Origin of the sequence: Bradyrhizobium lablabi (assembly GCF_018129385.1) — a bacterium.
GTDB lineage: Bacteria > Pseudomonadota > Alphaproteobacteria > Rhizobiales > Xanthobacteraceae > Bradyrhizobium > Bradyrhizobium lablabi_C.
The window spans coordinates 25,797-48,689 of record NZ_JAFCLN010000015.1; the positions used below are offsets into that span (position 1 = coordinate 25,797).

General features: G+C 63.5%; 23 protein-coding genes and 1 pseudogene. 14 read left to right on the plus strand and 10 right to left on the minus strand.

What is annotated here, in order from left to right; genetic code table 11:
- Positions 1 to 41 precede the first annotated feature (41 nt).
- Complete coding sequence (locus JQ628_RS24255; protein ID WP_212226045.1) at positions 42 to 1,673, minus strand: GMC family oxidoreductase; 1,632 nt, start codon at positions 1,671 to 1,673, stop codon at positions 42 to 44.
- 437 nt (positions 1,674 to 2,110) lie between these two features.
- Between JQ628_RS24255 and JQ628_RS24260 the strand changes: the two are divergent.
- The 5 genes and pseudogenes from JQ628_RS24260 to JQ628_RS24280 all read left to right on the plus strand — a co-directional run.
- Positions 2,111 to 2,272 (plus strand): annotated as a pseudogene (locus JQ628_RS24260) (JAB domain-containing protein); the annotation flags it as partial.
- Between the two features lie 116 nt (positions 2,273 to 2,388).
- The gene (locus tag JQ628_RS24265; RefSeq protein WP_212226052.1) at positions 2,389 to 2,556 is read left to right on the plus strand and encodes a hypothetical protein; all 168 of its coding nucleotides are present in this window, start codon (positions 2,389 to 2,391) and stop codon (positions 2,554 to 2,556) included.
- 371 nt (positions 2,557 to 2,927) lie between these two features.
- The gene (locus tag JQ628_RS24270; RefSeq protein ID WP_212226055.1) at positions 2,928 to 3,839 is read left to right on the plus strand and encodes a LysR family transcriptional regulator; all 912 of its coding nucleotides are present in this window, start codon (positions 2,928 to 2,930) and stop codon (positions 3,837 to 3,839) included.
- 638 nt (positions 3,840 to 4,477) lie between these two features.
- The gene (locus JQ628_RS24275; RefSeq protein ID WP_249128341.1) at positions 4,478 to 5,473 is read left to right on the plus strand and encodes a methyltransferase; all 996 of its coding nucleotides are present in this window, start codon (positions 4,478 to 4,480) and stop codon (positions 5,471 to 5,473) included.
- A gap of 21 nt (positions 5,474 to 5,494) precedes the next feature.
- A complete protein-coding gene (locus JQ628_RS24280; RefSeq protein ID WP_212226060.1) occupies positions 5,495 to 5,638 on the plus strand; it encodes a hypothetical protein in 144 nt (47 codons plus the stop codon).
- A 98-nt stretch (positions 5,639 to 5,736) separates the two neighbouring features.
- Here JQ628_RS24280 and JQ628_RS24285 read toward each other — a convergent pair whose 3' ends face one another.
- Both JQ628_RS24285 and JQ628_RS24290 read right to left on the minus strand, forming a co-directional pair.
- On the minus strand, positions 5,737 to 6,162 hold the full coding sequence (locus JQ628_RS24285; protein ID WP_212226069.1) for a YybH family protein: 426 nt from the start codon (positions 6,160 to 6,162) through the stop codon (positions 5,737 to 5,739).
- A gap of 135 nt (positions 6,163 to 6,297) precedes the next feature.
- A complete protein-coding gene (locus JQ628_RS24290; protein ID WP_212226071.1) occupies positions 6,298 to 7,215 on the minus strand; it encodes a LysR family transcriptional regulator in 918 nt (305 codons plus the stop codon).
- 180 nt (positions 7,216 to 7,395) lie between these two features.
- Here JQ628_RS24290 and JQ628_RS24295 point away from each other — a divergent pair, with 180 nt between their 5' ends.
- The 6 genes from JQ628_RS24295 (at position 7,396) to JQ628_RS24320 (ending at position 12,807) form a co-directional block, all read left to right on the plus strand.
- Entirely contained in the window at positions 7,396 to 8,100 is a 705-nt protein-coding gene (locus JQ628_RS24295; protein WP_249128336.1) for a TetR/AcrR family transcriptional regulator C-terminal domain-containing protein, read from the plus strand.
- Complete coding sequence (locus tag JQ628_RS24300; RefSeq protein WP_212226074.1) at positions 8,097 to 9,122, plus strand: fatty acid desaturase family protein; 1,026 nt, start codon at positions 8,097 to 8,099, stop codon at positions 9,120 to 9,122. Before JQ628_RS24295 ends, JQ628_RS24300 begins: the two co-directional genes overlap by 4 nt.
- Before the next feature lie 157 nt (positions 9,123 to 9,279).
- Positions 9,280 to 9,633 (plus strand): tautomerase family protein, encoded by a 354-nt coding sequence (locus JQ628_RS24305; protein WP_212226077.1) that lies wholly within the window; start codon positions 9,280 to 9,282, stop codon positions 9,631 to 9,633.
- Between the two features lie 91 nt (positions 9,634 to 9,724).
- Entirely contained in the window at positions 9,725 to 10,693 is a 969-nt protein-coding gene (locus JQ628_RS24310) for a LysR family transcriptional regulator (RefSeq protein ID WP_212226081.1), read from the plus strand.
- 80 nt (positions 10,694 to 10,773) lie between these two features.
- On the plus strand, positions 10,774 to 11,484 hold the full coding sequence (locus tag JQ628_RS24315; protein WP_212226083.1) for an SDR family NAD(P)-dependent oxidoreductase: 711 nt from the start codon (positions 10,774 to 10,776) through the stop codon (positions 11,482 to 11,484).
- Positions 11,485 to 11,571: 87 nt separating this feature from the next.
- Positions 11,572 to 12,807 (plus strand): YbfB/YjiJ family MFS transporter, encoded by a 1,236-nt coding sequence (locus JQ628_RS24320; RefSeq protein ID WP_249128337.1) that lies wholly within the window; start codon positions 11,572 to 11,574, stop codon positions 12,805 to 12,807.
- 12 nt (positions 12,808 to 12,819) lie between these two features.
- On the opposite strand, the gene JQ628_RS24325 is transcribed toward JQ628_RS24320, so the two are convergent.
- From JQ628_RS24325 to JQ628_RS24355, 7 genes are all read right to left on the minus strand, one after another.
- Positions 12,820 to 14,097, minus strand: coding sequence for an RNA polymerase sigma factor (locus JQ628_RS24325; RefSeq protein ID WP_212226086.1), 1,278 nt, complete (start codon positions 14,095 to 14,097; stop codon positions 12,820 to 12,822).
- A 31-nt stretch (positions 14,098 to 14,128) separates the two neighbouring features.
- Positions 14,129 to 14,533: a YciI family protein gene (locus JQ628_RS24330; protein WP_212226089.1), complete on the minus strand. Its 405-nt coding sequence runs from the start codon at positions 14,531 to 14,533 to the stop codon at positions 14,129 to 14,131.
- A gap of 146 nt (positions 14,534 to 14,679) precedes the next feature.
- Entirely contained in the window at positions 14,680 to 15,372 is a 693-nt protein-coding gene (locus JQ628_RS24335) for an AprI/Inh family metalloprotease inhibitor (protein WP_212226091.1), read from the minus strand.
- On the minus strand, positions 15,372 to 16,361 hold the full coding sequence (locus JQ628_RS24340) for a 2-hydroxyacid dehydrogenase (RefSeq protein WP_212226417.1): 990 nt from the start codon (positions 16,359 to 16,361) through the stop codon (positions 15,372 to 15,374). The genes JQ628_RS24335 and JQ628_RS24340 overlap by 1 nt, the downstream gene beginning before the upstream one ends.
- Entirely contained in the window at positions 16,358 to 17,179 is an 822-nt protein-coding gene (locus tag JQ628_RS24345; RefSeq protein ID WP_212226094.1) for an ABC transporter permease, read from the minus strand. Before JQ628_RS24345 ends, JQ628_RS24340 begins: the two co-directional genes overlap by 4 nt.
- A complete protein-coding gene (locus JQ628_RS24350) occupies positions 17,176 to 17,979 on the minus strand; it encodes an ABC transporter ATP-binding protein (protein ID WP_212226098.1) in 804 nt (267 codons plus the stop codon). The genes JQ628_RS24345 and JQ628_RS24350 overlap by 4 nt, the downstream gene beginning before the upstream one ends.
- A 4-nt stretch (positions 17,980 to 17,983) precedes the next feature.
- The gene (locus JQ628_RS24355; RefSeq protein ID WP_212226100.1) at positions 17,984 to 19,000 is read right to left on the minus strand and encodes an ABC transporter substrate-binding protein; all 1,017 of its coding nucleotides are present in this window, start codon (positions 18,998 to 19,000) and stop codon (positions 17,984 to 17,986) included.
- 117 nt (positions 19,001 to 19,117) lie between these two features.
- Between JQ628_RS24355 and JQ628_RS24360 the strand changes: the two genes are divergently transcribed.
- From JQ628_RS24360 to JQ628_RS24370, 3 genes are all read left to right on the plus strand, one after another.
- Entirely contained in the window at positions 19,118 to 19,942 is an 825-nt protein-coding gene (locus JQ628_RS24360) for a creatininase family protein (protein WP_212226418.1), read from the plus strand.
- A 127-nt stretch (positions 19,943 to 20,069) separates the two neighbouring features.
- Positions 20,070 to 20,330, plus strand: a complete 261-nt coding sequence (locus JQ628_RS24365; RefSeq protein WP_212226102.1) for a hypothetical protein — start codon at positions 20,070 to 20,072, stop codon at positions 20,328 to 20,330.
- A 424-nt stretch (positions 20,331 to 20,754) separates the two neighbouring features.
- Positions 20,755 to 22,755, plus strand: coding sequence for a carbohydrate porin (locus JQ628_RS24370; protein WP_212226114.1), 2,001 nt, complete (start codon positions 20,755 to 20,757; stop codon positions 22,753 to 22,755).
- The last annotated feature ends 138 nt before the right edge of the window (positions 22,756 to 22,893 follow it).

Here is a 22,893-nt window from a genome sequence, read left to right on the forward strand (position 1 = left end):
TACCGTGAACCTCGCAGAACGACGCGATTGGGTAGAGTCCCTCAACAACAGGGCGTTGGAGCGAGGACTGGCCTACCTCGCAAGACATCAGAAGCCTTTTCCGCGATCATTATAACTGCTGCGTTGATGTTACCGCCAATCATGTCTGGCATTACCGATGCGTCGACAACGCAAAGGTTCTCAACCCCATGAACGCGCAACTCGCTGTCAACAACGGCCATTCCATCGCTTTCCGGTCCCATGCGGCACGTGCCGAGCGGATGATGGATGGTGATACCCGTGGCCGCGATATGGGCGTCGAGCCCGGAGTCCGACCAGTTGTCCGGGCCCGGCGCCAGTTCGGCGGCAATGAACGGTTTCAGCGCAAGCTGATGCCCGACGTCGCGCGCCAGCCGCAGGCCCTCGCGAAGGACGATGCGGTCGTGATCAGTCGCGAGATAGTTGCCGACGATCCGTGGGGCGGTTGATGGATCGCGCGAAGCGAGTTCCAGATGCCCCCGACTCTCCGGTCTGAGCAGGGCGACCCGGCAGGCGAAGCCATCGGCATAGGGCTTCACGACCGGGCTGAAGTAGGGGCCGGCCGTCATGGGAAGCGCGACGAACAGGAACTGCACATCCGGCACGTTGCCGCCGACCCCAGTGTTCAGGAACGCCATGGCGGCCGCGGGCAGGTCGCTCGCGATGCCGGTGCCGAACAGCTGTTGCCGCACGAGATCGATCGCGATGCGGTCGGCGCGCATGCGTCTATGCAACGGACCGGCGCCGCGTCGAGCATAGGCGACCGGGGCGGAGATGTGGTCCTGCAAGTTCTGTCCGACGCCGCGCAGCGCCATGCGGACCGGAATGTCGTGGCACTGAAGAACGCCGGGATCGCCAATGCCCGACAGCATCAACAGATGCGGCGAACCGATGACGCCGGCGGCAAGGATGATCTCGCGATCGGCATGTGCTGTCTGCGTCCTGCCGCCGTGCAGGTACTCGACGCCGACCGCGCGTCGGCCCTCGAGGATAATGGAGCTTGCCCGGGCACCCGTGACGACGTCGATCCGGCCGCGCCGCAGCGCCGGTCGCAGATAGGCAACGGCCGCGCTGCATCTCCGTCCACCGCGGATGGTCGACTGCCAGCGACCGAAGCCTTCCTGTTGTGCGCCGTTGTAGTCCGGTGTGGCCGGATGGCCGGCTGCTTCTCCCGCTGCCATGAAGGCATCCACGAGAGGGTCCTGGTAGCGGCTGAAGCGCGTGGTGAGCGGGCCGTCGCCGCCGCGCCAGGCGTCGGCACCTCCTTCCCATGACTCCTGCCGCCGGAAATAGGGAAGGACGTGCGCATAGGACCAGTCGGGAATCCCGGCCGACGCCCAGCGGTCATAATCGCTGCGATGGCCACGCACGTAGGCCATGGCGTTGGTCGAAGATGAACCCCCGATGACCTTGCCGCGCGCGAATTCGATGTGCCGGCCGCCCATGCTCGCTTCAGGCTCGGTGAAGAAGCCCCAGTCGTTCCGCTGCTTGAGAAACATCCGCGGCCACAGAAGCGGGATGTGGATATGCAGATCACGATCCCAGCCACCGGCTTCCAGCAGAAGCACGCGAGTGTTGGGGTCCTCTGTCAGGCGGCTGGCCAGTGTGCAGCCAGCGGACCCGGCCCCGATAATGATGTGGCTGTGTGTAACCATCTCGTTCTTCCTCGATATGCATGACCACTGCACGTTGGGCGACGCCACTGCCAATCTATTCGTGTCCCTACGCCAATGTAGGGACCGCCACCGGGCAGATCAGTGCTGCAGTGTGGTCTCCGTGAGAATGCCTTCCTACCGGAGCGCAATCACCACCTGCACGGGCCAATCGTCTCGTCGTCAGGACGCTCCGTCGCGCACTGTTTTGCTGCGCTGTCAGCTGCAGCGTCTGACCGCACGAGCGGCTTTAGTCCTTTGAGGTGAGAGCTGAAGTCGGCTGATGATCACTCGTGAGCGAAATGGCTTATACAGGTGCCTTCATGTGCTAACGTGATGATCACGATCGATCACTTCTTACAGTCCCCTGTCCACGTCCCCTGCTATTACCAGCACTTAAAAATCGATCGTGTGTTCAAGGTGATGCACGAAGGCATTTCGTGCACAACCACCCCTCCGGCGACCCGACGCCGTCGCAGGCCGACATCCAGATGACCAAGGCGATCATCGGCATCGCCTCCCCGCTCGGCATTTCCGTGCACGACCACATCATCGTCGGCAAAAACGGCCACGCGAGTTTGAAGGGGATGCGGCTGATCTAGTCATCACCTGCATTTACCATTTATTAACTCTCCGCTTCGCGCTTTGGCGAATGAGTGAGAGAGTGGTTCATCGAATGAGAGGGGGTAGCTCATTTTCGAATGCGAGGGGATCGATGATGAATCAGCTGGCAGAGCGGATGAGGGGCGCGGCTCTTTTGATGAGCCCGGAGTACCTGATCGACAAATTTCTGGACTGGCTCGAGGAACTGAGGGGCGCGCTCGAGCTTGCCGAGATCGACGGATCGGCCCGCAGCGAGGCGCGAGCCAAGATGCTGTTCGATTGATCCGGCGAACAAAGCTCGATGCACGGTCGAACCGCCATGCGCTGGATGGTTGGCCGGGTTCGACGGCACAAGGCTATTGAAACAAATCAGCACAAGCCCATCCGGGCACAAAGGGCCGCCTCAAATGAGGCGGCCCTTTGCTCGTGAGAAGCAACTTCGCTCACTCGGTGTGCGGCGGACGCTCGATGGCCCAGTGCGCATCGGCGCCGAACGGATGGTCCATGAAAAAGTACCAAGGTGCCATCCGCGCATCAGGGGCCGCTCGCCACGAGCGCTGACCTTGTTCCGAGAGCCCGAAGCACCTAGATCATTACTGCCCAAGGCCGCCCGCACCCGGCTATTAAGTTTTCGGTATGAATCGAAAGGCAACGATGAAGGATCCCACCTCTGAGCTTTCGTGGGAGGATTTGCGGGTCGTAAAGGCAATCAGTGAGCATACCGGATTGAGCGGCGCTGCGACATCGCTCGGTGTCAACCATTCGACGGTCGCGCGCCGCCTTGCCGCGATCGAGGAGGTTCTCGGTGTCTCATTGTTCGATCGGCGACGAACCGGCTACCAGCCCACCGGAGCAGGCGTTGAAATCATCTCGCTGAGCGAACGCGTTGAGCAAGAAATCTTCAGCGTCGCTCGCCGTGTCGCTGTCAATGCTCAGAGGCACACAGGTGAGCTCCGCATCGCCACCAGCGACGCGCTGCTCCACGATTTCCTCACCCCGATCATCGCAGATTTTCAGCGCAGCAATCCCGAGATACGCGTCGAGGTCATCGTCGGGAACTCGCCGCTGAATCTCTCGCGTGGAGAATCTGACATTGCGTTCCGCGCCACGCTTGCGCCCCCTGAAAACCTGTTCGGTCGCAAGCTCGCGCGGGTGGCGTGGGCGGTGTACGGCCGCCGGGACGACTATCCAGGACTGCAGCCGCGCCTCGAGGAGCTGTATGAGAGGAAATGGGTCACATACGGTGCGAGCCTGGAAGGACTGCTCGGCTTCAAATTTGTCGAGGAGAGGGTGCCGACCAAAAACATCGTTTATCGCGCGGACTCGGTGCTCGGCGTCGCCGCCGCTGTGTGCGCAGGAACAGGAATCGGTTTCCTGCCGTGCATGCACGGTGACTTGGTGCCGAGCCTGGTGAGGATCAGCGCTGTGCAGCCCGAAGTCTACGACGAACTATGGATCCTCACGCATCCCGACATTCGGAAGTCGGGTCGCGTCTGTGCGTTCATGACGCATTGCGCCGAAGCGAGCTCGAAGCGTCGCTCCTTCATCGAAGGACGCGAGGTGTAACCGAGCCGCCATACGCGAACATCTACGGCGTTCTTAGCAGACCTGGTCTTCCACCTTCCTATTTGGTCATTAGTGCTGACCGTGGTTTGACGCCCGATCGCCCCAATTTCGCACGCGCTTGAATCACGCCTCGGGCGCCCCCTGAGTGTTTGCGAACATTCGGCTGGGGCGTGTGCGAACCGACTGCCTGCAAAGGTTCGGGCATGCACGCTGCATTTTTGCACAGATGAATCCGCGGAAATCGCGACTTTTCAACGCAATACGTCACCCTACGTCTGTGTCGTGCGATCGATGCAGAAGCACTTCGCATTTCGGTTGCGAGGCGCGCCATCGGCATCGGGAAGCACGCTTTCGGAGGCTCAATGAGAGACCACGCTAGCGGTACGGAGGCGACGATTTCGATGACCGAGACATCATCGCCGGCCACGCGCCGCACCTACTCCCCTGCCGACCTTGAACAAATGAACGTCAACCTCTCCGGCGGCGATCCCTACGGCGGCCTCTGCGGGCTAGACCAGTCCTTCATCTGGCGTCCGTTTAAATCCAGCATCAACCACCACACCCACCCGCTCGAACAAGCGGACAGTAATAAGGAGACGACGCGCATGACGACCGAACAACAGCCCATACCGGCGATCATGGACCTGGTAACGGGGCAGTGGCGCAGCCAGGTGCTGCAGGCCGGCGTCGCACTCGGCATCTACGATGCTCTGTCCGCATCGCAATCCTCGGCCGCGACGGCGGTCGCCGCGCAGATCGGTGTGGACGAGGCGCTGCTCTATCGGCTGATGCGCGCATCGGCAGGGATTGGCCTGCTCGTCGAGGAGGAAGGCGCCCGGTTCCGGCTCAGCGGCACCGGCCAATTCCTGAGCGCCGATCATCCGCAAACGCTGCGCGACATGGTTCTCCTGAATATAGGGCCTGAGCTTTATGCTGCCTGGGCTCACCTGCCGGCCCTGATCCGCGACGGGGAGCATGACGGCTTCCGGCGCGAATTCGGTCACATCGTCTTCGACCATGCGCGCGAGCATCCTGCCTTCGCGGAGGTGGTTCAGGGCGCGATGACCTGCCTCTCGACGATGGAAGCGGAAGCGGTGCGCGCGACGCTGGACAGGCGACACGCCGCGCAGGAGCTTTTCTGCGATGTCGGCGGCGGCCACGGCTATCTGCTGGCGGCGCTGTTGCGCGACCGTCCCCAGGCAAAAGGCATCGTCTTTGAGCTACCGGAGGTGGCGGTCGCCGGCGACGCCGGGATCACGGCGAAGGCCGGGCTGGTCGGCCGCATCAGCCGTCAGGGTGGCGACATGTTCGAAGCCGTGCCCGAGGCCGATATCTATCTCATGAAGCATGTTCTGCACGACTGGAACGATGACGAATGCCGGCAGATTTTGCGCGTCATTCGAAAGTCGGTGCGGGAAGGTGGGCGCCTGTTGATCGTCGAATGGGTGGTGCCGGGTCCGAACGAGCCGCATTTCGCCACGCTGGTCGATATTCATATGCTCTGCGCGAGCAGCGGGCGCGAACGGACGCGGGCCGAGTTCGAGGCGATCGGCGCGGACAGCGGTTGGCACGTTACCAACGTCTGGGATGTGCCGCAGACGCCGCTAGCGATCGTCGAGTTCGACCCCGTTTAGGGGCACCGTCGAGTTGTTGGGATGGTGGTCCTGGCAGAGCCGAACCTGCCGTGCCGGCCGGTGATCACCTTGCCAAGCGATCACTCGCCGTTCTTCTCGATGCCCGACCGGCTCGCAGCCGCACTGATCCGGATTGCTGAGGACTTCGCGCGGCACTGGGTGTGATGGCTCCGCACCGGCGCTATCTCATCGTGGTGATAGGCGTGTGAAATCGCGGTTTCTTAATGAAAGAGTTCTCTCTACTTCTGCGTCGTCCGTGGCCCTCACTCGGTATGCGGGGGGCGCTCGATCGCCCAGTGCGCATCGGCGCCGAACGGATGGTCCATGAAGAAATACCAGGTGCCGTCAGCGCCCTTGCGGTGCACCTCCATGCCGTGATGATGGACCTCGACCGGCTTGCCGTTCCTGTCCTTGCCGGTGATCAGCCATTGCGAGCGGGTCATCGCGAAGTCGCCGGCAACCGTCACATGGTGGGTCACCACATCCATGTGCGGCTTCATGCCGATATAGGCGGCCATGGTGGCACGGATGCCGTCGGCGCCGCGGGCAATGGTGGTGCCGCCGTGCACCTCGTCGACCTGCACGATGGCGGCGTCCGGATGATAGAGCGCGGCAGCGGCTTCGACATCCTGCGCATTGAAGGCGCGCGCGAGCCACAGATTGGAAAGGTCTGGTGAGGGAGCACCCATGTTTCGCCTCCGTCGTGTTTGATGCGTGGGAAGATGAGTGCATGTCCGCGTGCCCGGGAGAGCGCAAATTTGCGTTTTGAGTTTGCGCAAACGCACAGGGCTCCGAAGACCGCGGGGACGGCCGTGCAGCGCAAGCTATTTGCCGGCCGCGCGCGGGCGGGATTCGGCCCCTTCGAGCAACGGGCGGCGGCGGCTCAATGCCGCGGCCGCAAACTCGATGAAGGCGCGGATGCGCGCGGTATGACGCAGGTCCTCATGCGTCAAAATCCACAGCGCCGTCTGCATCGCCGCTATCGGGGCATGCACGCAAACGAGCCCCGGCGACATGTCGCCGAGATAGCAGGGCAGCGCTGCAAGGCCGAGACCGGCCTCGGCCGCCTGCCGCAGCGCCAGCAGCGAACCGGCCCGCAGCGCGATCTCGCTGCCGCGCAGCTCGGATCGCATCCATGCCGCGACCGATGTCTCCGCAAGACTGTCGTCGGGAGCCACCCATCGATGCGCGGCGAGACCGCCTGCGCTGTCGTGCTTCGCCAGATAGTCAGGGCTGCCATAGACGGCGAATGCGACGTTTGCGACCTGGCGGCCAATCAACGATTCCGGCGGATCTTTTGCCGGGCGGATCGCAACGTCCGCATCGCGCTTGCTGAGATTGAACATGGAGTTGGACAGCGCGATCTCGAGCTGGATGCCCGGATGCGCGGTCCGGAACGCCGCAAGGATCTCGGGCAGGATCGAGCCCATCAGCGTGTCGGTGGTGGTGACGCGCACCACACCGGACAACCGCAGGTCCTGCCCCGTCAGCTTGCGCCCGAGCGTCGCCACGGTGTCGTCGATCCGGCGGGCCGCCGCGATCAGCTCCTCGCCGCCGGCGGTCAGCACGTAGCCGGTCGGCAACCGCTCGAACAGGCGCACGCCGAGCTGGTCCTCGAATGCGCCGAGCCGCCTGAGCACGGTCGTATGATTGACGCCAAGCAGCCGGGCCGCGCCCGCCAGCGAACCGGCGTCGGCCACCGCGAGAACGTAGCGAAGGTTGTCCCAGTCAAATCCGGCCATCTTCCCGTCCCTGTGCGCCGATGCAGGGCGATAACGCATAAGAGGCCGCGAGGGTTGGCTCGAACGCACACCCGGGACGCACGCTCAGTTGATCGGCAAATTCTTTGACTTATTTGTTTGTATAACATACAACTATCGTGGCGTCCCGGAGTGACCGGATTTTCCATGTCGCGAGGCCGTATGAAGAGCACAGCCACCGACGACCGTGCATCCGATCCAAGGCACAGCGTGCGCGCCACGCGCACCGCCGGCCGCCAGATGCGCTCGCGCCTGCTCGATGCGGCTAGCCGCCTGTTCCGGGAAAAAGGTCTGGCCGGCGTTTCGATCGCCGACATCGCGGAAGCCGCCGACGCGTTTCCGAGCCAGATCACCTATTACTTCCGTACCAAGGAAGCCCTCTTCGTCGAGGCGGCCTGCCGCGACGTGCTCTATGTCGGCCGCGCCGCTGAACAGCATGCGGGAAGGCAGCTCTCGCCGTCCGACTACACGCGCGCGCTGGTCGAGAGCGTGAGGGGCACGGACGCGGTCGGCTTTTTTGTCGAGGCGATGACGCTGACCCGCCGCCGCCAGGATCTGGCGCCGCTGGTCGAGCGGACGGTGGAGCGGCTGCATGCCGAGGGCCTGCGCGCCTACGCCGCCGAGGTAGCGGCGCGCGGCTGGCAATCGCGGCTCGATCCCGCCACCAGCGCCCGGCGCTTCTGGGCAATTGCGATCGGCGTCACGATCGAAGGACAGTCGATGGGCCGCTCAGGCGAACAGCTCACCGCCGAGATGCTGCGCCTGCTCGGCACCCAAGCCGATGCACCCGCCGACGCGGCACGGCTGCGGCTGGTCGGCGCAACGGAATCCGAGATGCCCTGCACCGGCAAGGAGAAACTGCGATGACTGCACTTCGCATGCGCGCCCGCGCCATTCTGAGCGAGCAGGAACTGGTCGAGGTGCGCACCCGCGTCACCTGGAAGAGCATCGCACTGATCGTCCATGCATGGGCGCTCATTCTCGGCTCGATCGCCGTGGTCGCGATCTGGCCCAATCCCCTCACCTTCCTTCTGGCGGTAGCGATCATCGGCTCGCGTCAGTTGGGCCTCGCGATCCTGATGCATGACGGCGCCCACGGGTGCCTGGCGAGCAATGAAAGGCTGAACATGTTCCTCAGCCAGTGGTTCTGCGCCTATCCGGTATTCGCCGAGACCGGCGCCTACCGCCGCTATCATTTGCAGCACCATGCGCGCACGCAGCAGGAGGACGATCCCGATCTGATCCTGTCGGCGCCGTTTCCGATCACCCGGATGAGCTATCGGAGAAAATTCTGGCGCGACATCTCCGGGCAAACCGGCTACGCGCAGCGCAAGGCCCAGTTCCTCAATGCACTCGGCGATCCGTCATGGCCGCTCAAACAGCGCGCCGCGCATTTCTGGGAAAAACTCGGGCCGCAATGCATCGTCAACGCATTGTTCTTCGCTGCGCTCGCCGCCGCTGGCGTGTGGTGGGCCTATCCGCTGCTGTGGCTGTTGCCGCTGCTCACCTGGCAGATGGTGATCACCCGCATCCGCAACATCGCCGAACACGCCGTCGTGCCCGACAGCAACGATCCCCTGCGCAACACCCGCACCACCCGCGCCGGCTTCCTTGAGCGGCTGTTCATCGCGCCCTATTACGTCAACTATCACCTCGAACATCATCTGCTGTTCTACGTGCCCTGCTACAACCTGCCGCGCGTGCACAAGATCCTGTCCCGCAGCGAGCACGCCGCGCGCATGGAGGTGCAGCCGAATTATCTGGCGGTGCTGCGGCTTGCGACGGCAAAGCCGGCCAATGAAGACCGGCCCGGCGCGCTGGTGAGCAATGTCCGCCGTTCGCGCGCGGGCGCGGACGTGGACAACAACCAGATCGCATCGGGATTCTAGACAAGCCCGCCCGGCTCGCTGCGCACGGCGCGACGCCATCAGCATTTCTGATCTCAGCCATGTCGCAAGAGCGGATTTTACTTGATCGGCGGCGCACCCAGCTAACAGGATAGCCCGGCGCATCATGGCAAGTCCGGGCACCCAAAGGAGCCCGCACATGCCGCTCGCACGCATCGATCTTGTCCGGGGCAAGCCCGCCGCCTTTCGCAAGGCGCTTGGTGAAATCGTCTACAAGGCGATGACTGAGACCATCAACGTCCCCGCCAACGACAAATTCCAGATCATCACCGAACATGCACCGGAAGAATTCAACATCGCCGAAAGCTATCTTGGCAACGACTACACGCAGGACGTCATCCTGATCCAGGTCACGCTCAACGCCGGCCGCACCGTCGAGATGAAGAAGGCCTTCTTCGTGAGGGTTCGCCGCGAAGACGTCGTCATCAATCTCGTCGAAGTGGCGAAGGAGAACTGGTCGTTCGGCGGTGGCATCGCGCAATATGCGACCTGACCAGCCCGCATGGCGGCTCCGCTCCATCTTGCCGGCATCCGGATGAAAGCCTAACAATTGGCGGTCAGTATTCCTCCATTCGGAAGAATAGATGGACCGCATCGACGCGATGAAGGTGTTTGTCGCCGCGGTCGACGAGGGCAGCCTCGCCGGCGCGGGCCGGCGCCTTCGTAAGTCCCCGGCCGCTGTCAGCCGTGCCATCGCCTTCCTCGAACATCACGTCGGCACGGAGCTGCTCCATCGCACCACGCGTTCGCTCAAGCTGAGCGAAGCAGGCGAGCGCTACGCCGCCGCATGCCGCCGTGTCCTCGTCGATCTCGAGGAGGCCGACATCGTTGCAGCCGGCGAACGCTCGGCGCCGCGCGGCACGCTGACCATTACGGCGCCCATCGTTGCGGGCGAGGACGTGCTGAGGCCGGTGCTCGACGCCTTCATGAACGAATATCCGATGGTCTCCGTCCGGCTCTATCTGTTCGACCGGCAGGTCAATTTGATCGATGAAGGCATCGATGTCGCACTGCGCATCGCGCATCTGGACGACTCGACCTTTGTTGCGATCCGCCTCGGCGAGGTTCGCCGCGTGATCGCCGCGTCTCCGGCCTACCTGGCGCAGCATCCGGTCATCAACGAGCCGGCCGATCTGGCAAAGCACCGCATCATTGCCATGACGCATTTCGGAATCGATTCCTGGAGTTTCCCGCCGCTCGCCGGCTCGTCTGTTCCGAGAGCGGTCCAGTTCGTGCCGCGGATGGTCGTCAACACGGTGCACGCGGCAGTCGCTTCCGCGACGGAAGGACATGGCGTCACGCGCCTGTTCTCCTATCACATCGCGGAAGAAATCCGGGACGGACGGTTGCAAATCCTGCTTGGCAAAGAGGAGCATCCGCCGCTTCCCGCCCATCTGCTCGCCCCGCAAGGACGCTTCTCGGTACCCAAGGTGCGCGCCTTTGCCGACTTTGCCGTGCCGCGCCTCAAGCGCTATTTCGCGCAATTGACGACCGAGGCAAGCCGCAACGAAGCCGCCATTCGTTCGCCACGCGGAAGAGTGCCTACCGAATAACGGGCATTCGCCCGTTTCGTGGACAGGTCTAATTGATCTGCACCGGCAACCAAGCCGCCTACAGATCAAGGAGACCTACCATGGGTGCAGAGAGGAAAGTCGCTATCATCACCGGCGCGTCGCAGGGTATCGGCGAAGGACTGGTCAAGGCCTATCGCGACCGCAACTATCGCATCGTCGCCAACTCCCGTTCGATCAAGCCGTCGAGCGATCCCGATGTCGTGACGGTTGCCGGCGATATCGCCGACCCGAAGACCGCCGAGCGCATCGTCCAGGCTGCGATCGAACGCTTCGGCCGCGTCGACACGCTGGTCAACAATGCCGGCATTTTCGTCGCCAAGCCCTTTACCGACTACACCGACGACGATTTTGCTGCGGTGCTGTCGGTCAATGTCGGCAGCTTCTTCCAGGTGACAAGGCGTGCTGCGGCCGAAATGCTCAAGCAGGGTTCCGGCCATATCGTGCAGATCACCACCAGCCTGGTCGATCACGCCAACAGCAGCGTGCCTTCGGTGCTGGCTTCGCTGACCAAGGGTGGACTGAACGCCGCGACGAAATCGCTTGCGATCGAGTACGCCGCCAAGGGTATCCGCGTGAACGCGGTCTCGCCGGGCGTGATCAAGACGCCGATGCATGCGCCCGAAACGCACGAATTCCTCGCCAATCTGCATCCGGTCCGCCGCATGGGCGAGACGAAAGACATCGTCGATGCCGTGCTCTACCTGGAGAACGCGCCGTTCGTCACGGGCGAGATTCTGCACGTCGATGGCGGCCAGAGCGCCGGCCACTGATCACACGCGGCTGATAGCGCCATCGCGGGCGGCGATGGCAGCTATCAGAACTCATCATTTTTCAAGATGCGATCAGGGTTCTAACCCATGTCCATGTCGAGCACCCACATCAGGCATCATCATGCGATCGTAACCCATCATCGCAACGCGGGTGGGCCGGCCTGGCTGCCTGCGCTGGCCGGGCTTTGCGCGTCGCTGGTGGGACTCGGACTGGCGCGCTTTGCCTACACGCCGCTGATCCCTGCATTGATCGCGGCAAAATGGTTTGGCCCGTCTGACGCCGTCTATCTCGGCGCCGCCAATCTCGCCGGCTACCTTGCCGGCGCGCTGATCGCGCGCGAACTCGGGGCGCGCGCCGGGTCGGTCCGCACGCTCCGCGTCATGATGATGCTTGCCGCGTTGTGCTGCTTTGCCTGCTCGGTGCCGGTGTCGTTTGCCTGGTTCTTTGCCTGGCGATTCCTGGCCGGCCTCTCAGGCGGCGTGATCATGGTGCTGGCGGCCTCGACGATCCTGCCGCACGTGACGGCGAGCAAGCGAGGCCTCGTCGGCGGCGTGATCTTTGCAGGCGTCGGCCTCGGCGTCGCCGCATCGGGCACGCTGGTGCCGTTGCTGCTGGAGCAGGGACTGAAGGCGAGCTGGATTGGCCTCGGGCTTTTGTCGACGCTGCTCACGCTGGTGAGCTGGAGAGCCTGGCCGGTCGATGCGGCTGCGGAACGCAAATCAGCCGATGCGCCTCGGCTTGGCCGACAATCGATCGCGGTCCGCACGCTGAGCGTGGAATACGGCTTCAATGCGCTGGCACTGGTGCCGCACATGGTGTTCCTGGTCGACTTCGTCGCCCGCGGTCTTGGCCAGGGCATCTCGGCCGGCTCGAACTACTGGGTGCTCTACGGCATCGGCGCCACAGTGGGCCCGTTGCTGACCGGACATCTCGCCGATCGTGCCGGCTTCGGCCCGGCGCTGCGCGTCGCATTCCTGATCGAGGCGATCGCCATCCTGATTCCTGCGGTAACGACGACGCCACCGGCGATGATCGCGTCCAGCGTGATTGTCGGCGGATTTACCCCCGGCATCGTTCCGCTGGTGCTCGGCCGGATCCACGAGCTCCTTCCGCACGATGCCGCGCGCCAACGCGCCGCATGGGCACACGCCACCACCATGTTCGCGATCTTCCAGGCCGCCAGCGCCTATGGTCTGTCCTACCTGTTCGACCGCACCGGCGGCGATTATGCGATCCTGTTCGCCATCGGGGCCGCCGCCGTGATCGCATCGCTGGCGATCGATCTTGTCACGGCGCTGACGAAGGGCGGCAAGGCAGATTGATGCGCCTCTGACTTATGCGGGCGAAATCGCCGCCGAGCGGGCCTCGGCGGCGCGGCGCTGCATCAGGCCGCGCTCGCGTGCATTGTTCGTCAGCTCTGCTGCCGCTTCGAACGCGGCGCGGGCCTCTTGGTGCCGGCCGAGCTTTTGCAGGAGGTCGCCGCGGACGCTGCCCAGCAGATGATAGTTCTTCAGCGCCGGCTCCCGCGCGATCCGGTCTACGATCTCCAGCGCCGCTTTCGGCCCTTCGGCCATGCCGACCGCGACCGCGCGGTTGAGTTCGATCACGGGCGAGCGCACCAGTTTTGACAGTTCGGCATAGAGCGCGGAGATACGCGGCCAGTCGGTCGCGTCGGCCGTAGCCGCTCCGGTGTGGCAGGCGATGATCGCCGCCTGCAATGCATAGAATCCTCCGGCACCGCCGAGCCCGCGCGCCCTCTCGAGCGCCAGCATGCCGCGGCGGATTTGCAGGCGATCCCACCGCGCGCGGTTCTGCTCCAGCAGCAGGATGGGCTCACCCGCGGCATCCGTGCGCGCTGCGCTGCGCGAGGCGTTGAGCTCCATCAACGCCAATAGCCCGTGCGCTTCCGGCTCGCCCGGCGCGATCGATGTCAGGATGCGGCCGATGCGCAGCGCCTCGTTGCAGAGCTGCGGCCGCTGCCAGTCGTCGCCGCGCGAGGCGGTAAAGCCCTCGTTGAAGATGAGGTAGACGATCTCGAGCACGGAAGCGAGCCGTTCGGACAGCGCTTCGCCGCGCGGCGTCTCATAGGCAAGGCCGGATTCCGACAGCGTCCGCTTGGCGCGGACGATGCGCTGGCCGATCGTAGTCTCCGGCACCAGGAAGGCGCGGGCGATCTCGTCGGTGGTCAGGCCGCAGATCATCCGCAGCGCCAGCGCGGCGCGCGCCTCGCGCGACAGCAGCGGATGGCAAGCGGTGAAGATCAGCCGCAGCATCTCGTCGCCGATGTCGTCGTCGAGCGCGGAATCGAGATCGGGCATCGCTTGCTCGTCTTGCTCCATGTCGCGCGCGACGATGTCGTGCTTGCGCGCCAGCATCTTGCCGCGCCTGAGATGATCAAGCGCGCGCCGTTTTGCAGCCGCCATCAGCCACGCACCGGGCTTGTCGGGGATCCCGGACGAAGGCCAATGCTCGATCGCCGCCAGCAGCACTTCCTGGGTGAGGTCCTCGGCCAGCGGCACGTCGCGCAGCATCCGCGACAGGCTGGTGATAAGCCGCGGCTGTTCGACTCGCCAGACCGCGAGAATGGTGCTGTTGATGTCGGCGGCGCTCATCGCCGCCGACTCCTGTAGCGCAGCCCGCTCATCAGGCGCGGGCGAGCGCGTCGACGATCTTTGGGGCCTGGCACCCGGTCTCTTCCGGCGTGGCAAACGCGCGAACCTCGCAGGTCCCTTCCCAACCCGGCATATGCTCGATGTGCAGTTGCATGAACTCCTTGGCCGAGGCCAGCGCCTCCTCCTTGTTCCGGAATTCGAAGATCGCGTAACCGCCGATCACTTCCTTGGCCTCGACGAACGGCCCGTCGATCACCTTGAGTTCGCCATCCTTGATCCGGACCTGCACGCCGGTTTCGATCGGCATCAGCCCGCCCATGTCGATCATTCGGCCGGCCTTGATCTCGCGGTCGGCAAGCTTGCCCATTGCCTCCATCAGGGAAGCCGTCGGCTGCACGGGGAACTGGGACGAGAGGATGATCGACATGAAGCGCATCGGGAAACTCCTGTTGAGGCGAGCCGCGGCCATCGTAGCTGCGAAACTGTCTCGCTATGGAATCGACGATCCGGCCGCCGCTGGATCGACATCGCCTTGAGAATAATTTGCGTCAGATCGGGGTATTAAAATACCGAACCACAGGTCTATTGCCCGCGCAGCATGATCAAGGGATCGGCCGTGTCGGGGACCCGCCGCCATTGCGCGTTGTCGTCGGCCTCGAACTGCCAGGTCTGACCGCTCCTGGACATCAGGATGATCTGGCCGCGGTCAAGCCGCCACTGCGTCGGCGCGAACGCCGCGACGGCCGGATCGCATTTCGGCTTGAGGAAGACCTGGAAATTATCGGCGTCCGCTTCGGTGTTTGTCAGCGTCAGGCCGCAGATGGTCTGGCCGTTGCCGCGCACCATCGACCAGTCGCCGATCATCTGGTCCATCGACTTGGCGAGCGAGCGGGCGGCGGCGAGGTTTTGCAGGATGTAGACGCCCTCGCCCTGACGCAGGCCCTCGAAAATGCCGCTCTCGACTTCGGTGAAATCGATCACCGGCTGGCCGGCGGCGTCCTGGAGCCGCACGATGTCGAGGCCCCGCACGTTCCAGGCCGTGATGTCCTTGGTGAAGGGCAACGCCGCTGCGCAATTCGGCTCCAGCTCGAGCTTCAAGCCTTGCGGCGTTGCATCGTTCTTCATCGTCACCACGCAGGTCTTGCTGCGTTCGGTGGTGGAAAGCTCCCACTGGCCGATCATCGACTTCTTCAAGCTCGCCGCGTCCTGCGCAAAGACCGGCGCCGCTGCGAGCAGCGCCGCCAGCACGAGGCCGGTGTGACGAGCAGAAGACATCAGCGCCCCTTCACCGGCGTTTCCGCAACCGGCGTCAGCGGCGGCTTGCCGGCGAACCAGTTCTTGAGATTGTCGACGACGAGCTGATCCATGGCGTTACGCGTTACCACGGAAGCCGAACCAATATGTGGCAGCAACACGACATTTTGCATGCTCTTCAGTTCGTCCGGCACGCTCGGCTCTTTTTCGAACACGTCGAGGCCGGCGGCCAGAATGGTGCCGGATTTCAGCGCGGCGACCAAAGCGGCCTCGTCGACGACCGAGCCGCGCGCCACGTTGATCACCACGCCACGCGGGCCGAGCGCCTTGAACACGTCGGCATTGATCATCTTCGCGGTCGAGGCGCCGCCCGGGACGATGATGATCAGCGTATCCACGGCCTTCGCCATCTCGATCAGGTCGGGATAGTGCTGATAGGAGACGCCTGAAGCGGGCTTTCGCGAGTGATAGAACACGGGCACGCGCGAGGCCTCGAGCCGTCGCCCGATCGCCTGGCCGATGCGGCCCATGCCGACGATGCCGATCTTGCGGTCGCGCAGCGAGCCGACGCTGAGCGGATAGTTTTGCGTCTGCCACAGGCCCGAGCGCAGATATTTGTCGGCCTTGACGAACTCGCGCAGCGTCGCGATCAAGAGCCCCATCGCGACGTCGGCGACTTCTTCGGTCAGCACATCGGGCGTGTTGGTGACGACGATGTTGTGCTCACGTGCATAGGCGGAATCGACGTGGTCATAGCCGACGCCGAAGCTGGCAACAATTTCGAGTTTCGGAAATTGTGCCAGCGCGGTCTTGTCGGCCGGTACGGTGTGATAGGTCACCGCCATGCCGCGCAGCTTGGCCACCACGTCCGGGCTCAGCCGCTCGAGGTCGGCCCGGTTCTCGGCCTTGTGCAGCACATACTGGTCGGGGAAGCCGTTTTCCAGGATCGGCCGGATCGGTCCGTAAATCAGCAGATCGATCTTTTCAGAAGAGATATTTCCGGCCATCAGCTTTCCTTTCCAAGCGCACTCTCGTGCCAGCGCCGCAAAACGAGGTGCGAAACTAGCGCCAGCAACCCATAGATGACAATCCCGGCCACCGACAGCAAAAGCAACGCGGCGAACATGCGGGGTATGTTGAGACGGTAGCCGGACTCCGCGATCCGGTAAGCAAGCCCGGAGCCGGCGCCGGCCGAGCCTGCGGCGATCTCGGCGACCACGGCGCCGATCAGCGACAGCCCGCCGGCGATCCGCAATCCACCGAGAATATAGGGCAATGCCGACGGCAGTTTCAGATAGCACAGCGTCTGCAAGGGCGAGGCCTGGTAGAGCTGAAACAGCCCCGCCAGATTGCGATCGACCGAGTTCAGGCCGAGCGTGGTGTTCGACAGCACCGGGAAAAATGCAACGATCCAGGCGCAGACCACCACAGCCGCCTCCTGCGGCAGATAAATCAGCAGCAGCGGCGCGATTGCGATCACCGGCGTCACCTGTAGCACCACCGCATAGGGAAACAGCGAATATTCCAGCAGTTTCGACTGGTTGAACAGCAGCGCCAGCGCGATGCCGCCGATCGCGGCCGCAACAAAGCCTTCCAGCGTTGTGATCAGCGTCGTCGCCAGGGACGCCGACAGGATGCCCCAGTCCTCGATCAGCGTCCTGAAAATCAGCGACGGCGCCGGCAGCACATAAGGCTGGATGTCATAGAAGCGGACGACGAATTCCCAGAGGCCAAGGCCTGCCGCCAGCACGACGATGGGCAGCACAAGGCGCATCGCGCGGGGAGCCTGCCCACTACCAGCACCAGATCTTGCCGGCGCGGCACTCATGCGCCGACCCTTCCTTCATAGGAAGGCGCCAGCGCGTTCGAGACGGTGCGGCAAAAGCCGGCATAGTCGGCGGAGGTGCGAAACTCCTCGCCGCGCGGCTCGCCCGCATCGATACGGAATTCGCTGCCGATGCGGCCCGGCCGCGCCGTCATGACAACGACGCGCTGCGACAGATAGACCGACTCGAACACCGAATGGGTGACGAAGATGACGGTCTTGCCAAGGTTGCGCCACAGTGCCAGCAAATCGTTGTTGAGGCGAAAGCGGGTGATCTCGTCGAGCGCCGCGAACGGCTCGTCCATCAAGAGGATGTCGGGATCGGTGACCAGCGCGCGCGCCAGCGACACCCGCATCTTCATGCCGCCGGACAATTCGCGCGGATAGCTTTGCACGAATTCCGACAGGCCAACTTGCGCCAGCGCCTTGCCAATGCGCTCGTCGGCGTCCGCAACCGGCATATGCGCAAGCTTCAGCGGCAGGCGGACGTTCTCCCACACATTGGCCCACGGCATCAGCGTCGGCTCCTGAAACACGAAGCCGATGGAATGTGTCCCACGCGCTTCCGCGGAGGAGCGCGCAACCTCGACCGTGCCCGAACTCGGCGCGGCGAGGCCCGCGATCAGCCGCAGCGCCGTCGACTTGCCGCAGCCGGATGGCCCGAGCAGCGAGATGAATTCGCCGCGAGCAACGTCCAGATCGAGCGGCCCCAGCGCCGTCACGCCACTGTCATAGGTCTTCGTGACGCCGCGCAGCCGCACGGCCATGCCGGCTTCAACATCAGGGGCGGCAGCAGGAGCCATGACGTCAGTTCTTCGGCCGCAGATCGAGACCGATGCCCTTGTTGACGAAGCGCAGCGTGTAGGCCTTGCGGAAATCGATATCGCGCTTCACGACACCTGCCCGCACCATCTTGTCGAAGAAGCTTGCGACCCGCGCATCGCTCATCGCACCGATGCCGTCCTTCAGCGTGTCGCCGGAATCGACGATGCCGTGCTCCTTCATCTTGGCGACGGAATAGGCGAGCAATTCGTCGGTCATTTCCGGGTTGAGCTTCTTGATGTCGGCATTGGCCGCATTGTTGTCGCCGTAGAGATAATTGTACCAGCCGATAATGGAGGCATCGACGAAGCGCTGCACGAGGTCCGGCTTCTTGTCGATGATCTCCAGCCGCGTCTCGATCAGGGTCGAGTAAGCGGTAAATCCGTAATCGGCGAGCAGGATCACGTTCGGCTTGAAGCCGGCCGCTTTTTCAATTGCGTACGGCTCTGAGGTGACATAGCCCTGCATCGCGCTTTGCTTGTTGGCGAGGAACGGTTGCGCGTTGAACGTGTAGGGCCGAACTTTCTTCTCGTCGAATTTGTATTCAGACTTCAGCCACTGGAAATAGCTTGCCATTCCCTCTTTTCCGACGAACAGCGTCAGCGGTTTCAAGTCCTCGAGCTTTGCGATCTTGACCTCCGGATGCGTCAGCATCACCAGCGGATCCTTCTGGAACATGGCGGCGACTGCCGTCACCGGCACGTTGTTGGTGACCGCATCGAAGGATTGCAGCGTATTCGCCGTCATATAGAAATCGAGCTTGCCGGCGATCAGCAGCGTCCGGTTGTTGGTGTTGGGACCGCCCGGCACGATGGTGACGTCGAGGCCGTATTTCCTGTAGGTGCCATCGACAACCGCCTGATAGAAGCCGCCATGCTCGGCTTGCGGCACCCAGTTGGTTCCGAACGAAACCTTGTCCAGCGTCTGCCCGCGCGCCGGCACAACGGCCGCGAAGGCCATGAGGGCTACGGTTAACGCTCGCGGCAAAAAGGCCGGGTTCATGGTTGGACTCCGTCGCTCGTTCTGGCCCATGATGGAAGATGACGGAACGCGCGAATGCGTTCCCGAGATGAGCCGCGAGATTACCTTGCAAATTCGTTCAATGAAACGCTTGCCGCGATGATCCCGAGCGTCCCTCCCCGCGACTGGGCCGACATCCATTGGCCAGATGTCCCGGCCGCCGATGCGGCGCGGTGGATTGCGGTGCTGCCGTTGGCGGCGACCGAGCAACATGGCCCGCATCTGCCGTTTGAGACCGACGTCATGATTGCGCAGGCTTATCTGGCGCGCGTGCGCGAGATATTGCCGGCCACCGTTCCCGCCACCTTCCTGCCGGTGCAACCGGTCGGCATTTCGACCGAGCATACGGATTTTCCGGGCACGCAAACACTGTCCACCGAGGCCGCGCTGAGGAGATGGATGGCGCTCGGCGAAAGCGTTGCGCGCGCAGGCTTGCGGAAGATCGTGATCGTGACCAGCCATGGCGGCAACAGCGCCGCGATGATGCTGGTCGCACAGGATTTGCGCGCACAACACGGCATGCTGGCGGTGACGACAAGCTGGTCGCGCTTCGGCGCACCGGACGGATTGTTTTCCGCGGAGGAATTGCGCCACGGCATTCATGGCGGCGCGGTCGAAACCTCGATCATGCTGGCGCGCTACCGCGAGCAGGTGCGCGCAGAAGCGATCGCCAATTTCCGCTCCAGCGCGATCGCGATGGAAAGGGATTTTCGCTGGCTGTCGACGCAGCGGCCGGCGCCGTTCGCCTGGCAAGCGCAGGATCTGCATCCGAGCGGCGCGGTCGGCGACGCAACGCAGGCTTCCGCAGAGAAGGGCGAGCGGCTGATCGAGCACGGCGCCCGCGCCTTCTGCGAACTGCTCACCGATGTCGATAACTTCGACGTGAAGAGGCTCGCCGCCGGGCCCGGCGCAGCATCCAAGTGATTGGATTATCTCTCTAATTATCAACTTCCTTAGACGCCCCAGCGCGTTTCGAACCGCTTTCGCGGAGCCTCCGTCCAAGGGGCATGCGGGCCATTCCGGTCCCGCCCTCAACAGGATGGAGTTTTCCATGTCGCTCAAGACCAAGCTTGCCGCTCTTGCTCTTACTGCCGTTGCCGTCACGGGCGCGCTCGCTTCCACCTCGACCCAAGCCCATGCCGGTCCTAAGTGGGTCGGACCTGCCATCGTCGGTGCCGCGATCGTCGGTACCGCCGTCGCCGCCTCTGCCGCCAATGACGGCTATTACTACGGCTATCGCCGCTGCGGCTGGGCTCCCCGTTACAACGCGTTCGGCCACTACGTCGGCAGCGTCCGCGTCTGCAACTACTGATCCAATCGACATTTTGTTTGACGCGTTTTCTTCACGCGAACCGGTGCCCACTTCGCTTGAGAACGCTTTGATTCGAAGTGGTCTTGAGCTCCGTCCGGCACGGGCGCCTCATCCACCCCGTGTCGTACCCGACCCGCCCAGTTGTCCCCCTGGGCGGGTCACTTTTTGTCGCAGCACCTGTTGCACAGCCGTCACATCCCGCTGGCCTTCTGCTCCCGAGATATCGACCCCAGTTGCTATTGCGAATTAATCGCAATAAGAACTTTATGTCGGACTTGGGAAGAATTGCGCCTTCTGTCGACTCTCGTTCTGCGGAGATTCGGCAACAGCGCCCCAAGACACGACGCCGGACGCGTGTTGCCTGATGACAGCGTGCCGGCAAATCGGATGTGTTGGGGTGCGCGTGGTGGAAGCATCGTTGGGGATGATCGGGACCAGCCGATACAGGAAATGCCTGCTCGCGGGCATCGCGCTCGGCGCGTTCGGAGCGGATGCGCCCGTGCGCGCCGCTGATATCAAGCTGCCGGTCAAGGCGCCGTATTCGCATCCCCTGTTCGACTGGACCGGGTTCTATATCGGCGGCCACACCGGCTACAGCCGCGGCTCGTCGAATGCGGTGCTATCGGACCCCGTCCCCTCTGCCGCGGTCAATGACAGCATTTTCAGTGGCGTGATCGGCGGCGTTCAGGGCGGCTACAATTGGCGCGCGCCATCGGGGCTGCTGCTTGGCGTCGAGGCCGATCTGACCTTTCCGAATTACCTCCCCTCGAACTCGATCATCTCGCGGCTGGTCTCGCCCAACTCCGATGTCTTCCACTCGCTGGACTATGTCGGCACCGTGCGCGGCCGCCTCGGCTATGCCCCCGGCAACTGGCTGTTCTACGTCACCGGCGGCTTTGCATTCGCCGGCGAGCGCTTCATCAACACGCCGGCCGCCGGCAGCGACGAGAAGATCATCAACGTGCGGCCGGGCTGGGCTGCCGGCGCCGGCATCGAATATGGCTTTGCGCCGCATTGGAGTGTGCGGCTGGAATATCTCTACAGCCAGTTCCAGCACGCCGATATCGGCTTTCCGCAAGGCGCGCAGCATTCCTCCTCGCTCGATTTCCAGCAGATCCGCATCGGGCTGAACCGCAAGGTCGACTGGCCGAGCGCGCCGACCTGGACGCAGACCAGGGACATCACCGACCCCGAATCTCCGCGTTGGGAAATCCACGGCCAAACCACCTACCTGCCGCAGGGCTACCCGGCCTTCCGCGCACCCTACTCCGGCGAGAACAGCCTGACGCCGGCGCGGCAGGCGCAAGCGACCTGGAGCAACAGCCTGTTCCTCAACATGCGGCTGTGGGAAGGCGGCGAGGTCTATTACAATCCCGAACTGCTCCAGGGCTTTGGCCTCAACGACACCGTCGGCGTTGCCGGCTTCACCAACGGCGAAGCGCAGAAGTCCAACTTCCCCTATCCGCATTACAACGCCTCGCGCCTGTTCTACCGCCACACCTTCGGCTTCGGTGGCGGGCAGGAAGAACTGGCGAGCAGCGGCACGCAGCTCGCCGGCAAGGTCGACGTCAACCGCCTGACGGTGCAGGTCGGCAAATTCCCCGTCATGGATATTTTCGACGGCAACGCCTATGCCAAGGACACGCGCAGGGATTTCATCAACTGGTCGATCTGGGCGCCGGGCGCCTTCGACTATGCTGCCGACAAGGTCGGCCTGACCTATGGCGCGACCGCGGAATTCAACACCAAGAACTGGGCGCTGCGCGGCGGCTATTTCCTGATACCGGCGGTTTCCAACGTCAACAGTTTTGACACCAGGATACCCGAGCGCGGCACCTACGCGCTGGAGTTCGAGACGCGCTACCAACTGTTCTCGCAGCCCGGCAAGCTGCGCACCATCGGCTGGTTCAACAGCGCCAATTCCGGCAGCTATCGCGAGACGCTGGATAATCCGGCGTTCGGCGTCGACATCGCCCTGACCCGCCGCGGCCGCATCAAATACGGCTATGTCATTAATCTCGAACAGGCGATCGCCGACGATCTCGGCGTATTCGCCCGCTGGAGCTGGAACGACGGCAAGACCGAGATCATGGCCTTCACCGACATCGACGCCTCGCTGTCGCTGGGCACTTCGCTCAAGGGCGCGCGGTGGGGCCGGCCCGACGACACGATCGGCATCGCCGGCGCCATCAACGCGATCTCGCGCGACCACCGCGACTTCATTGCGGCCGGCGGCCTCGGCCCGCTGATCGGCGACGGCGCGCTCAATTACCGGCGCGAGCGCATCCTGGAGACCTACTATTCCTACGCGCTCAGCAAGGGCATCTGGCTGACGGGGGATTATCAGTTCATCACCAATCCCGCGTACAACGCGGATCGCGGCCCGGTGCATGTGTTCTCGGGACGGCTGCACGGGGAGTTTTAGTTTTTCAGTCGTCCTGGCCGTCATTGCGAGCGAAGCGAAGCAATCCAGCTTTGCCGCAACGGAAGCTGGATTGCTTCGTCGCTTCGCTCCTCGCAATGACGGCGGATATAGGTTCGCGTTCTCGCGACATCCGGTGTC